We start from the raw sequence: 12,434 nt of genomic DNA, 5'->3' as shown, positions 1-12,434 counted from the left end.
TGTCACGATGGGTCGCTCGATCCGCCATCGCGCATCAGCGCCTCATAGTCGCGACCGCCATAGAAGATGTTGACGATGCGGACGACATCGTCATCGACAACGCAAGCGATGATGGCAGAGTGCTCGAACGGCACTGTTCGCAATCCCGGCGCAATGTCATCGCGCGACCGGCCACCCCGAGGCGCATTGCCGATGCTCTGGCAGCGGTCTTCGATACGCAAGACGAATTTCAGCGCAACTTCCGGACTTCCGCCAGCCTCTACGATGCTCCTGAAAATGTCTGCCAGATCATTCCTGGCGGTTTCTCGATACTCGACTTCAAGCCGTTGAATCATCAGAACGGCTCGAAAGTCGGGCGACGAATCCCCGAAGGTGAGCGCGAACCTCTTCTCCTGAATAGACCGGCCTTGTATCCTCGATCGATGCCTTCACGCGCGCCCTGATCGAGGCCATGCGCTCGGCATGCTCTTCCTCCTCGCGCTGGAAGGCGCGAAGGGCTGCACGGATGACCTCGCTCGCCGATCCAAAGGTGCCATCCTCGACCTTTTCGCGGATCATGCGCGCCATGGCGGGCGTGACAGTGACGGACAGTTTCTCTGCGGGTTCCATGGAATTGCTCCCTATAGTAGGATATTATCCTACTCTCCTGTCGACCGATCGACAAGAACAGACAGGCGGGCTACTCCGCCGCTTCCGCCTGGGAAGGCAGCCCCAGCCATTCGCGGCAGGCGGCCAGCGCGCGCGATGTCACCGCACGCCGCTTGGCGACGGTCTTGTCCTTGCCGCGCAGGCGTTTTCCCTCGGCTTTCGGCGCTTCCACCGGAGGGAACAAGCCGAAATTGATGTTCATCGGCTGGAATGAGCGCTTTCCTGGCTCGTCGTCGGAAACGATGTGACCGCCGGTAATATGGTTGAGCAGCGCGCCAAAGGCTGTGGTCATCGGCGGCAGCGCCGGCGCGTGGCCCAACCGCTCGGCGGCGGCAAAGCGCCCGGCAAGCAGGCCGATGGCGGCACTTTCGACATAGCCCTCGCAGCCGGTGATCTGGCCGGCGAAGCGCAGGCCAGGTCGTGATTTCAACCGAAGCGATTGGTCAAGCAACGTCGGCGAATTGATATAGGTGTTGCGGTGCAGGCCGCCGAGGCGGGCAAACTCGGCGTTTTCGAGGCCCGGGATGGTGCGGAACACGCGCACCTGTTCGGCGTGCTTCAGCTTGGTCTGGAAGCCGACCATGTTGTAGAGCGTGCCCAGCGCATTGTCCTGGCGAAGCTGCACGACGGCATAGGCCTTTACCGACGGATTGTGCGCATTGGTCAGCCCCATCGGCTTCATCGGCCCATGGCGCAGCGTCTCGACGCCGCGCTCGGCCATGATCTCGATCGGCAGGCAGCCGTCGAAATAGGGCGTGCCTTCCCATTGCTTGAATTCGGTCTTTTGGCCGTCGACAAGCGCCTGCACGAAGGCAAGATATTGCTCCTTGTCCATCGGACAGTTGATGTAATCCTTGCCGGTGCCGCCAGGTCCGACCTTGTCGTAGCGCGACTGGAACCAGCAGATGTCCATGTTGATCGTGTCGAAATGGACGATCGGCGCGATGGCGTCGAAGAAGGCGAGCGCATCGGCCCCGGTCACTTCCGCGATCGATTGGGCGAGCCCTGGTGCGGTCAGCGGGCCGGTGGCGATGATCGCCTGGTCCCAATCCGCCGGCGGCAGGCCTGGCACTTCCTCGCGCTGGATGGTGATGAGCGGGTGCGCTTCGAGCTTTTTTGTCACCGCTCCGGAAAACCCGTCGCGGTCGACAGCCAGCGCACCGCCGGCCGGCACCTGGTGCGCGTCGCCGGCGCTCATGATCAGCGAACCGGCCAGCCGCATTTCGGCGTGCAGCAGGCCGACGGCGTTGGTCTGCGCATCGTCGGAGCGGAAGGAATTGGAACAGACGAGTTCGGCCAATCCATCCGTCTTGTGCGCATCGGTGCCGCGGATGGGACGCATTTCATGCAGCACGACGGGAACGCCGGCTTCGGCCGCCTGCCAGGCGGCTTCAGAACCGGCCAGGCCACCGCCGATGACGTGAATGGGATTCTTGTTCATGAGCGCCGAAATAATCCTTTGTAGCTGCGATTGCAATTACACGAGCCGGCCGTGTCGGCCGCGTTGTTGCCGCCAAGCGCTGCAATCGTCTACTGTAGGAGAATGGACGGGATGCTTGGGATCGTTGCCAGAGCGACATTTCTGACAGTCGTGATCGCCGTGGGCGGATCAGCGGCCGCCGGCGAACTGGCCGCGACGGCTTCCAAGCGGATCCCCATCTGCCACGGCTACAGCTGCAACTATCGCACGATGCTGGCGCTTGGCCCCGGTGACGGCGCGCGTTTCCGCTCTATCCTGCGCGCCGGCGCCGGTTCGCCCCAAGCAGAGCGTGCCGCCATTTCGAAGGCTGTTCGCTATTTCGAGCAGCGCATTTTCCGGGCCACCGGCATTCGCGATCTGCCGCAGTCGGAATTCGGCGCATCGCGCATCAGGGGCCAGATGGATTGTGTCGACGAATCGACCAATACACATGCGCTGCTGGCCTATCTTGCCGAACGAAAATTGCTCAGGTTCCACAAGGTCGAGGACAAGGCCTCGCGAGGCTTGTTTGTCGACGGGCGCTATCCCCATTGGACGGCGGTGATCAGCGACCGCAGGGGCACCGAGTGGGTGGTGGATTCCTGGTATGCGCCGATGGGTGGCGCACCGGACATTTTTCCGCTGAGCCAGTGGAAGAAGCGGGGCGTGCTGGAAAGCGGTGCGCTCGACTGACGACAGGGACTTCCCCGCCAGAACGAATTCCCAGAGTGCGTCGACCCTGAAAAACAACAACACCCGCCGGGGGAGGATCCGGCGGGTGTCGTTTTGCTGGTCGATCCTCGGGAGGAGGTGAAGATCGACCGTATTCGCCATCGCCGGGGAGGAGGTCGGCTTTGACGAAATTCCTTTCGCCTGATGAAAGGGGGCGAAACCCTTTTGGACGAAATTTGTTTCGCCCTAGGGACGAAATCGCTTCGCCCTGGGGAAACAGCGCCCGCCGCGGGAGGAGGTGCGGCGGGCGCCGTTTTTGTGGTCAACCCTCGGGAGGAGGTGAAGGCTGACCGTATCCGTCAGGGTCGGGGAGGAGGTCGACCCTGGCGAAATTCTGACTAGATCGCCTTGCGGGCGATGCTCTTGATCTCTTCGCGGACGATGCCGAGATCATGCAGCTGGCGGTTCGAAAGGCGACCCAGCTCGGTAACCGTCGAGCGATAAACGCGCCAGTTGCGATAGTTGCGGATCAGGTTCATTGTCGTTCTCTTTTCAAGTCAAACTGGTTCGGACCATTTGCGGTCCGAAGAGGATTAGACCGCCTTGCGGGCGACGTAGTGGATGTCGCTGCGGCTGATGCCGAGGTCGGTCAGTTCGCGGTTGCTCAGGCGGCTCAGCTCGGAAACGGTGTCCCGGTAGCGGCGCCAGTTGCGGTAGTTGCGGATCAGGTTCATGGTATTCTCGTTTCGTCTTTCTTCGGATCATTCCGTCTTTGTGTACGCCCAGAAGGTAGGTCGGGTCATATCGATTTAAAAGCGCTATTGGTGCATGGCAGCAATGCAAATTGTGCAATGCACAATCACCGGCAATTCTCGTCTTCGACATAGATAGGCCCGAATCGGAAAATGCCGTAGCGTCAACGGTTTGTCCGGGTCGGCTGAAGAAACGACCAAGCTGGAGGAGAAAAGGCATGGCGAGCTATTCGTCGCGAGTCACGGCCGATATCGCACGATGGCTGCAGGCCGGACTGATCGACGCCTCGACGGCCGACGCGCTGACGCGCGACGTCGAGGCCAATGAGCGCAAATCACTGAGCTTCGGCTCGATTCTGGCGATGATGGCGGCGTTGCTTTTTGGTGCGGCCGTCCTGATCTTCGTCGCCGCCAACTGGGAAGCCATTCCGCGGCTGGCGCGGGTGGCAGCGCTCTTCGCCATCATCTTCGCCGGCTATGTCGGCGGCGCCGTGCTGAAGACACGCGACCATGCTGCAATCGGCGAGGCATTCTGGATCGTCGCCGCAGCGGCATTTGGCGGATCGATCGCGCTGGTCGGCCAGATGTACCATTTGTCCGGCGATGAAGCGTCGGCCTTGATCACCTGGGGCGCGGGCACCGCCTTGGCGGCAGTTGCGCTGCGCTCGAACCCGCTGACCGTCGCTTCTGTCGGCATTGCCGACGCGTGGCTGTTCCTGAGAGGGTTCGATTATTTCAGGCGCACGGAATTTCCGCACCTCTTCGTCGCCATGGCGATCATGTTGTTCGCCATTTCGTTCTGGACCCGCAGCCAGGCGGCGCGGCATCTGATCATCCTGTCGGTCATCTTCTATCTCGTGCTGTTGTTTACGGAATACGAAACGCTGCAGGTCGCCGTCCCGCTCATTGTCGTGTCGGCGCTGCTTTTCGCGGCTGCGATCTTCGCTGCCGAGCCCGTCGACCGGATATTGCAGCTTGGCGGCCGTCTGCCCTTGCACGCGCTGATCGGGTTTCTCACCGGCCTGGCGATGATCCAGTTCGAACTGGCCAGTGAAAGCAATAACAGCGGCTTTGGCATTGCCTCGGCCATTGCGCTTGCCGGCATTGTCGCGGCAATCGTGCTGGGCGGCCGCGAGAGCAGGGGCTTGCGCTGGGTTGCCTATGCCGGCTTCGCCTTCGAACTCGCCATCATCTATGTGGTGATGCTGCAGTCGATGCTCGACACGGCAGGCTTCTTCCTTGCAGCCGCTGTGCTTCTTGGCCTGCTTGCCCTTGTCATCCTCCGCGTGGAGAAGCGCATGAGGCTCCCGAGCGCAGAAGGAGCAGCGGCATGATGACCGGCAAAAAACTGATCATTTCACGCTGGTGCTGGCACTCGTCCAGATCGGCTTCCTGATGTGGATCATCGCCGGCCGGGCGGCGATCCTGCGCGACGGCAAGCAGGTGCTGCTGAGGGTCGAACCGATCGATCCGCGCGATCTGCTGCGCGGCGACTACATTATACTCAGCTATGATATTTCGCGCCTGCCGGTGAAGCTGATCGCCAACATTCCGACCGGTAAGCTGACGAGCGACGATACGCCGATCGTCGTCAGGCTGAAGCAGGGCGCCGACGGCTATTGGGAGGCGACCACGGCCTGGTTCGGGCAAGCGCCGGCGCCGGCAGCATCCGACGAAGCCGATATTGTCGGGCATGTGGCCGTGGGGTGGGATCTCAGCGCAGCCACCACCATCGCGCCGGATTACGGCATCGAACGCTTCTACCTGCCGGAAGGCGAGGGGATGGCGATCCAGAACGACATGCGGGTGCGGCCGTTCGGCGTCCGCGTCGCAATCGCAGCCGATGGCGCCGCGCAGATCAAGGCGCTGATGGACGGCGACAAGACGCTGTTCGAGGAACCACTTTATTAGAATTGGCCCGGATTAGAATTGGGAAAGCGTGGCCGCTCGGACAGCATCAAACATGACAACTATCCTGACGACACGAGAAGACATAAATCTCAGCTCCGTTTTCCGCGTCGCCTGGAAAAAAGACACGGTACAAATCAGCGGCAAGGCCTTGCAGCGCATCGCAGAGTGTCGCGCGTCGTTCCTGCGTCTCATTGAAACCGACCCTGTTCCGGTCATCTATGGCGTAACCACCGCTATGGGAGAACTGGCAAGCAGGCGGCTCGAACTTAGCGAGCGGGGTCGCCATGCGCGCATCAAGGCGTTCGCAGCCGCAACATCATTCGGCGAGCCTTTGCCAGACCGCGTGGTACGGGCGATCGTGCTCGCCCGGCTGGCGAATTTCCTCGAGGGAAATGCCGCGACGACACCGCGCATGGCGCTCGCCGTCGCCGCGATGCTGGACGGCGGACCCATGCCCATGGTGCCATCCTCCGGTCAGGGCGGTGCCGGTGAAATCCTCGCGCTCTATCCGCTGTTTGCGGAGCTTTCGACGCGCTTCGACCTGGAAGTCAAGGAACGAGGCTCGCTGATCAACGGTTCGCCTTGCGCTGCCGCACTCGTGGCCGACGCGGCCTTGGCGGCTCGCCGCCGCATTCGCCTTGCCGAAAAAGTCTTTGCGCTTTCGATCGAGGCGTTTCGCGCGCCGCTCGAACATTACGACCCGGCGCTCGATGCGCTTTGGGGCGATGAACACGAAGCGGCGGCCCTGAGGGGATTGAGGGAGTTCCTTGCCGGCGCCGGCACCGGGCGCCGCAATTACCAGGCACCGGTCAGCTACCGCATCGTCCCTCGCATCCTCGGGCACGCGCATCGCGCGCTGGCACCGGCGGAGCGGGCGGCCACCGTGTCGCTCGCTTCGGTATCGGACAATCCGGTCTACATCCCGCCTGACGACGGGTATCCGCTCGGGCGCTGCATCAGCACGGGCGGCTATCACAATGCCATGGCAACACCCGCCCTGGACGATCTGGCGGCGATATGGGCCGACATCTGCCTCTTGTGCGACCGCCACGCCTCGAAGCTTTTGAACGGCAAGGTCTCGCTCCTGCCCGATCTGCTTTTGACAGGGCGGGACTGGAGCGACAGCGACGGCCACGGCAATGTCGGCTATGTGCCGATGGCGATCACGGGTTATCTGGAGCAGGCGAAACTTTCGGCGCAGCGCACCTTCATCCCGGGAACGGAATCGGCCGGTGCCGGACAGGACGATGTCGCCACGACGGTGTTCCTCGCCTGGACGAAGGAAGCACGCTCCGGCCGCTGTCTCGATGCCGCGATGGCGATGCTGGCGGTGATCGCCTCGCAGGCATTGCATGTCACCGAGCGCGTGGCTCCTCCGGCGCTTCAGTCGTTCGTCGCGGATATAAGAAGCATCGTGCCGCCGGTCGGCGACGATCGCGTGCTGGGACCTGAACTTGCGACTTTGACCGAATGGTTCACCTGCCAGGTCTTCGAGGAGTAGGCGGCCTGGAGTTTCGCAATGCCAATGGTGGCTACGACCAGAACGGCCCGAGGATGAACACGGCCATTAGGGCGACAAAAAGCATAGCGATGATCGCGGCGCCCCACATGAGGACCTTTCCGGTGCCGCGTTGCTCTTCCTCGCGGGGTAGGTCTTTCGCCATTGCACGATCCTTTTGTGAAGGTCCATGACCTAGCAACGTGGCTCGCCGAGGCTGGTTCCCGGCAGCCATCTTGAGCAGGTCTGCTTTCAGAAGGGCCAATTGATGCTCTGCCGAACAACGCGCCACCTAGAGACGCCAGCGTTCCAGGCTTTCAGGTGAAAAACTTGGTGCGGATGAAGGGACTCGAACCCCCACGCCTTTCGGCACTGGAACCTAAATCCAGGGCGTCTACCAATTCCGCCACATCCGCGTCGCCCGGCAATCCCATGTAGTCATCATTCTGTCAATGTCGCGGTCAAAATAAGGGCCGTTCGCCGGCGCATGATCCCGAAATCGGAAAAGCGATTTTCGGAAAGGATCACGCGCCAAAATGAAGGTCCTACAGCGTCCTTTGTGCGTCCAAGAGGACGCGCGGCGCTGTAGATGCGAAGATGGTTGAAAATTAGCCGGGCCTGTGACAAAAGGCGTGTCGAATGTGACGGGATGCGACGATCCGCTTCTGCAGAATGTGATAAGAAGTAGGAAAACAAGGACTTATTCACATTTTGGAGCGTATTTCTGAAGGATTTGAGCCGCATTGGGCGGACAGATCGCCAAGTCCCGCACCAAAAGCCATTCCCGGCAAGATAATACCGGCAGGCTGTAAACGGCAGGAGCCGTTTGGCTGCTCATTGGTGGAAACAAAGGTTCTATGATGCAGGTCACCGAAACGCTCAACTCCGGTCTCAAGCGCGAGATCAAGATCACCGTGCCGGCCGGTGATATGGAAGCCAAGCTGATGGCGCGGCTTTCCGATGCCAGGAACAAGGTCCGCATCAACGGCTTCCGCCCCGGCAAGGTGCCGGTGCAGCACCTGCGCAAGGTCTACGGCAAGTCGTTCATGGCCGAAGTGGTCAACGAGATCCTCAACGATTCGACCCGTTCGATCATTACCGGGCGCGGCGAAAAGGCTGCCATGCAGCCCGAAGTGATCATGACCGAGGACGAGAAGGAAGCCGAGAAGATCCTTGCCGGCGGTGCCGACTTCGAGTTCCGCCTGAACTACGAGATCATTCCGCCGATCGAGATCAAGGATTTCTCCGAGATCAAGGTGACGCGTCAGGTGTTCGACGTGCCGGATTCCGAAATCGACGAGCAGGTCCAGCGTGTCGCCGAATCGGCGCGCACCTACGAGCCGAAGGCCGGCGAGGCCGCCGAAGGCGACCGCGTGACGATCGACTACGTCGGCAAGATCGATGGCGAAGCCTTCAGCGGCGGCGCCGGCACGGATCAGCCGCTGGTGCTCGGCTCCAAGGAATTCATTCCCGGCTTCGAGGACCAGCTCGTCGGCAGCAAGGCCGGTGACGAGACGCAGGTCACGGTCACGTTCCCGGAAAACTACCAGGCGGCGCATCTGGCCGGCAAGGAAGCCACCTTCGATGTCACCGTCAAGGAAGTATCCAAGCCCGGTGCGTTGGAAATCAACGACGAGATGGCCAAAAATCTCGGCCTGGAGTCGCTGGAGCGCCTGCGTGAAGTGGTGCGCGGCCAGATCGAGAACCAGTTCGGTTCGATGACGCGCCAGAAGATCAAGCGCCAGCTGCTCGACCAGCTCGATGCCGCCTACTCGTTCGAGGCGCCGTCGAAGCTCGTCGAGGCCGAGTTCAACAACATCTGGAACCAGGTCAACCGTGATCTGGAAGCCGCCGGCCGCACCTTCGCCGACGAGGAGACGACGGAAGAAGAGGCACGCGCCGAGTATATGCGGCTTGCCGAGCGTCGTGTGCGTCTCGGCCTGGTTCTCGCCGAGATCGGCGAGAGGGCCGGCGTCACCGTCTCGGACGAGGAACTGCAGCGCGGTCTGCTCGAGCAGGTGCGCCGCTATCCGGCCAACCAGCAGCAGGAAGCCTTCGAATTCTACCGCAGCAATCCCGAAGCATTAAACACGCTGCGCGCGCCGATGTTCGAGGAGAAGGTGGTCGACCATCTGCTCAGCCAGATCTCCGTCACCGACGTCAAGGTCAGCAAGGAAGAGTTGATGGCCGACGACGAGGACACCGAGACGGCCAAGGCAAAGCCGGCGAAGAAAGCCGCTGCGAAAACGGCCGACGCCAAGAAGGCCGACGATGCGGACGAGCCCAAGAAGAAGGCCGCGCCGAAGAAGAAAGCTGCCAAGGACGCCGAATAACACGGCATTCTGCTGGATGTGAAAGGCCGCCCACGGGGCGGCCTTTTCGTTGCTGCCGACGTCGCAAGGCCGCCGCTGCCCTAGTCGCGAGGCAATTGATTGACGAGGATCCGCATCACCGTCACTCGCTTGGGTAGTTCAATGAGAAACTCTTCGTCACGCGGCAGGTGGTGGATCTTGTGCGGGTCGCCGCCGGTGAAGCTCGCCATGGCTTCGACGTCAGGCCAGTACGAGATCGTCACGAACTCTGTTTCTTCTTCGCGATCTTCGCGAAACGACTGCACGCCAAGTGCCTTCTCCTGAAGCGGCGGAATGCCTTCGCGGCGCAGATATGGCTCGTAGGCGTCTGCCAGATCGCGGCGTGTCCTTCCCCGCCAGATCCGGGCAATTGTGGCGTTGTCGGTCATGAAATGCTCCTCTGCGCGGGGATTAATGCAGGACCTTGCCAAGAAACCGTCGCACCAACGGCAGGGCGACCTCGAAATGGGTCTCCAGCAGCCAGTGCCCTGCGTCATTCAGCAAATGCAGCTCGGCCTCGGGGAGATCGCGCAGATAGGCGCGCGCCGCCGGCTCGGGCATGTATTCGTCCCTCGGCCCCCAAAGGATCATTGCCGGCGGCCGCTGCTCGCGCAGGTATTCCTGGTAACGAGCGAACCAGTCGAGATTAGCCTTGAGCTTCTCCATCAGTCCGACTGAGAGCGCACGGCGCACAGCCGTATTCATTAGCGGCCAATGCAACTTCCACATATCGGGCGGGACACGTCGAGCGACGTCGTCATCGACTTCGCCTACAAACTCGGAGCGAAAGCCGTCTTCGCTCACCGCCTGTTCGAGCGGTGCACGGTTTGCTGGTGAAGGATCCCGCCAGAAACGCCGGATCGTTTCGTATTTCGGGCCAAGAGCATCCGCGTAGATATCGCCATTCTGGATGATCAGGGCCCTGATCCGCGATGGGTGCGCTATAGCGTGGCGCAGGCCGATCTGCGAGCCGTAATCGTGCAGCCATAGGGCGTAGCTGCCGAGCTCCAGCGCGTCGGTAAACCGCTCCAGGAAAGTTGCATAGGCGTCGAAATCAAAACCGAACCGTGCCGGATCGGGGGTTCCACTGTAGCCAAAGCCGGGGAAATCCGGCGCGACCGTCCGCCACCGATCGGCGAGCGCCGGCATCAGCCGGCGATACTGGAAGGATGAGCAGGGATAGCCATGCGGAAGCAGCAACACCGGCGCGGTTTCAGGACCTGCTTCTCTGTAAAACACCGTCTCGCCATCGATCGTGCGGGTGCCGTGGCGCACCTCCAGGACGCTCCTGTCGTTCATGGACACTTCTCTGATCTTTGATCTCGTGGACGCTGAACCGTAGCTGGTCTAACGCCTTTACACGGTATGCGTTCCGATCGCCCTCGACGCCGATCGAGCTTCCTAATCGCTTCGGGGCAATCTATCTGCCGGCCGGATTCTGTGGTAAGTAGATGCCGCAATTCCATGCGGGAGACGCGGATATTCCGCTCTGTCGTGCAAGGGGCGCATGCTGGCGAAGTGTCGGCAGGCGCAGATCGTCCAAGGCAGATTTGGCGATCGGGGAGGAATGCCATGCGTGCAATCGCGTTTTTCGCCGTCGCTTCCGTTGCGACGTTCATCACAAACCAATCTCAGGCACAGGATGCCGCCGCGGGTGAGAAGGTCTTCGCCAAATGCAAGGCCTGCCACGTCGTCGACGAGGACAAAAACAAGATCGGTCCGTCGTTGAGCGGCGTGATCGGCCGGACGGCCGGCACGCATCCGGGGTTCAAGTATTCCAAAGCCATGACCGAGGCGGGCGCATCCGGCGTCAAATGGGACGACGCCACGCTGACGAATTATCTTCGCGATCCCAAGGCCATGATCAAAGGTGGGAAGATGGCGTTTCCCGGTCTCAAGAAGGACGAGGATCTCGCCAACGTCATCGCCTACCTGAAGCAATTCTCCAAATGACCCGGTTCTTCCACCAGGAAGTAACCCGGTTCTTCCGCCGGCCGATGGGCCGGCCAAATTGCCTGCCCCCATCGGTGGTTGCCTGAAATGTCGGCCAGGGAAAGCGGCTTCAAGGATACCGGTATCCAGATCTCTGAAGCGACGGTCAGTGATTTCTTCGCGCTTCTGAAACCACGCGTCATGGCGCTTGCTGTTTTTACCGCTTTCGTCGGCCTGATGGTGGCGCCCGGGGCGATGAATCCGGTCATCGCCGTGATTGCAATCGGTGCAATTGCGGTTGGAGCGGGAGCGGCCGGGGCACTCAACATGTGGTACGATGCCGATATTGACGCGTTGATGTCGCGCACGTCAAAGCGGCCGGTCCCGTCAGGTCGGGTCACGCCAGGCGAAGCGCTCGGCTTCGGCCTGGTGCTTTCCGTACTTGCGATCATGACGCTCGGCGTGCTGGTGGGGTGGCTCGCCGCATCGCTGCTGGCCTTCACCATCTTCTTCTACGTCGTCATCTACACGATGTGGCTGAAACGCTCGACGCCGCAGAACATCGTCATAGGCGGCGCCGCGGGTGCGCTTCCTCCGGTCATCGGGTGGGCGGCCGCCACCGGCGCCGTCGGGGTTGAAAGTCTCGTCCTGTTTCTGATCATTTTCCTCTGGACGCCGCCGCATTTCTGGGCGCTCGCGCTGTTCAAGATCGGCGACTATGCCGCGGCCGGCATTCCCATGATGCCGAATGTGGCCGGCCAGGCTTCGACCAGAAAGCAAATCTTCGTCTATTCGCTGATCCTGGCACCAATCGGCGTGCTCCCTTGGGCTTTCGGATTCGCGAGCGGATTGTACGGGATTGTTTCGACCGCATTGGGCGCGGGTTTCATCTGGCATGCCTGGAAGCTTCTGGTCGACAAAAGGTGGGCTGAAGGGTGGGAGATGAAACGCGCAAAGGCGCTATTTGCCTATTCGATATTCTATCTTTTCGCGATCTTTGCCGTGCTGCTTGCCGATACCGTTGCAATGCGTGTCGTCATCTCAGCCGGAAATTGACGGCATGACCTGCCTCGTGGCTGCATTGAATCCTGATGTTCTCGGATTGTTTGCCGGGTTGAAAATCGGCGATTGCTGAACGAGGTGCGCCCGAACCTGCCCAAACCTCACGTTGGCACTGCGCAGAATCCCAGCACCAGCAGAATAACTATGCC

General features: G+C 61.2%; 14 protein-coding genes, 1 tRNA gene and 1 pseudogene. 7 read left to right on the top strand and 9 right to left on the bottom strand.

Annotated elements, in window-relative coordinates:
- Window positions 1-2: 2 nt before the first annotated feature.
- The 3 genes from AC0L2Z_RS17765 to trmFO all read right to left on the bottom strand — a co-directional run bounded on the left by AC0L2Z_RS17765 (window position 3) and on the right by trmFO (window position 2,089).
- On the bottom strand, window positions 3-335 hold the full coding sequence (locus AC0L2Z_RS17765; protein ID WP_473628892.1) for a type II toxin-antitoxin system RelE/ParE family toxin: 333 nt from the start codon (window positions 333-335) through the stop codon (window positions 3-5).
- Window positions 319-609, bottom strand: coding sequence for a type II toxin-antitoxin system ParD family antitoxin (locus tag AC0L2Z_RS17760; protein ID WP_473628891.1), 291 nt, complete (start codon window positions 607-609; stop codon window positions 319-321). The genes AC0L2Z_RS17765 and AC0L2Z_RS17760 overlap by 17 nt, the downstream gene beginning before the upstream one ends.
- Before the next feature lie 70 nt (window positions 610-679).
- A complete protein-coding gene (gene trmFO / locus AC0L2Z_RS17755; RefSeq protein WP_473628890.1) occupies window positions 680-2,089 on the bottom strand; it encodes a methylenetetrahydrofolate--tRNA-(uracil(54)-C(5))-methyltransferase (FADH(2)-oxidizing) TrmFO in 1,410 nt (469 codons plus the stop codon).
- 111 nt (window positions 2,090-2,200) lie between these two features.
- Between trmFO and AC0L2Z_RS17750 the strand changes: the two genes are divergently transcribed.
- Complete coding sequence (locus AC0L2Z_RS17750; RefSeq protein ID WP_473531096.1) at window positions 2,201-2,800, top strand: hypothetical protein; 600 nt, start codon at window positions 2,201-2,203, stop codon at window positions 2,798-2,800.
- 377 nt (window positions 2,801-3,177) lie between these two features.
- Here AC0L2Z_RS17750 and AC0L2Z_RS17745 read toward each other — a convergent pair whose 3' ends face one another.
- On the bottom strand, window positions 3,178-3,318 hold the full coding sequence (locus AC0L2Z_RS17745) for a DUF1127 domain-containing protein (protein ID WP_023802557.1): 141 nt from the start codon (window positions 3,316-3,318) through the stop codon (window positions 3,178-3,180).
- Between the two features lie 54 nt (window positions 3,319-3,372).
- A complete protein-coding gene (locus AC0L2Z_RS17740; RefSeq protein WP_006335194.1) occupies window positions 3,373-3,513 on the bottom strand; it encodes a DUF1127 domain-containing protein in 141 nt (46 codons plus the stop codon).
- Between the two features lie 236 nt (window positions 3,514-3,749).
- On the opposite strand from AC0L2Z_RS17740, the gene AC0L2Z_RS17735 reads away from it, so the two are divergent.
- The 3 genes and pseudogenes from AC0L2Z_RS17735 (at window position 3,750) to AC0L2Z_RS17725 (ending at window position 6,943) form a co-directional block, all read left to right on the top strand.
- The gene (locus AC0L2Z_RS17735; protein WP_473628889.1) at window positions 3,750-4,865 is read left to right on the top strand and encodes a DUF2157 domain-containing protein; all 1,116 of its coding nucleotides are present in this window, start codon (window positions 3,750-3,752) and stop codon (window positions 4,863-4,865) included.
- Window positions 4,862-5,442 (top strand): annotated as a pseudogene (locus AC0L2Z_RS17730) (GDYXXLXY domain-containing protein). The gene AC0L2Z_RS17735 and the pseudogene AC0L2Z_RS17730 overlap by 4 nt, the downstream one beginning before the upstream one ends.
- Window positions 5,443-5,494: 52 nt before the next feature.
- On the top strand, window positions 5,495-6,943 hold the full coding sequence (locus AC0L2Z_RS17725) for an aromatic amino acid lyase (RefSeq protein ID WP_128176534.1): 1,449 nt from the start codon (window positions 5,495-5,497) through the stop codon (window positions 6,941-6,943).
- Between the two features lie 31 nt (window positions 6,944-6,974).
- Here AC0L2Z_RS17725 and AC0L2Z_RS17720 read toward each other — a convergent pair whose 3' ends face one another.
- Entirely contained in the window at window positions 6,975-7,106 is a 132-nt protein-coding gene (locus AC0L2Z_RS17720) for a hypothetical protein (protein WP_287176100.1), read from the bottom strand.
- 165 nt (window positions 7,107-7,271) lie between these two features.
- Window positions 7,272-7,356: transfer RNA gene (locus AC0L2Z_RS17715), tRNA-Leu, on the bottom strand.
- Between the two features lie 444 nt (window positions 7,357-7,800).
- Between AC0L2Z_RS17715 and tig the strand changes: the two genes are divergently transcribed.
- The gene (gene tig, locus AC0L2Z_RS17710) at window positions 7,801-9,273 is read left to right on the top strand and encodes a trigger factor (RefSeq protein ID WP_128169982.1); all 1,473 of its coding nucleotides are present in this window, start codon (window positions 7,801-7,803) and stop codon (window positions 9,271-9,273) included.
- A gap of 80 nt (window positions 9,274-9,353) precedes the next feature.
- On the opposite strand, the gene AC0L2Z_RS17705 is transcribed toward tig, so the two are convergent.
- Together AC0L2Z_RS17705 and AC0L2Z_RS17700 are read right to left on the bottom strand one after the other, a co-directional pair.
- The gene (locus tag AC0L2Z_RS17705) at window positions 9,354-9,680 is read right to left on the bottom strand and encodes an antibiotic biosynthesis monooxygenase family protein (RefSeq protein WP_128176536.1); all 327 of its coding nucleotides are present in this window, start codon (window positions 9,678-9,680) and stop codon (window positions 9,354-9,356) included.
- Window positions 9,681-9,702: 22 nt separating this feature from the next.
- Entirely contained in the window at window positions 9,703-10,590 is an 888-nt protein-coding gene (locus AC0L2Z_RS17700; RefSeq protein WP_128169959.1) for an alpha/beta fold hydrolase, read from the bottom strand.
- Between the two features lie 273 nt (window positions 10,591-10,863).
- Here AC0L2Z_RS17700 and AC0L2Z_RS17695 point away from each other — a divergent pair, with 273 nt between their 5' ends.
- Together AC0L2Z_RS17695 and AC0L2Z_RS17690 are read left to right on the top strand one after the other, a co-directional pair.
- Window positions 10,864-11,244, top strand: coding sequence for a c-type cytochrome (locus AC0L2Z_RS17695; RefSeq protein WP_128169958.1), 381 nt, complete (start codon window positions 10,864-10,866; stop codon window positions 11,242-11,244).
- A gap of 87 nt (window positions 11,245-11,331) precedes the next feature.
- The gene (locus AC0L2Z_RS17690) at window positions 11,332-12,279 is read left to right on the top strand and encodes a heme o synthase (RefSeq protein WP_128169957.1); all 948 of its coding nucleotides are present in this window, start codon (window positions 11,332-11,334) and stop codon (window positions 12,277-12,279) included.
- Window positions 12,280-12,434 lie beyond the last annotated feature (155 nt).

This window comes from Mesorhizobium sp. WSM4850, from assembly GCF_055811735.1.
The sequence above is the reverse complement of the archived record's forward strand: the minus strand, read 5'-3'. Positions and strand labels throughout refer to the sequence as shown.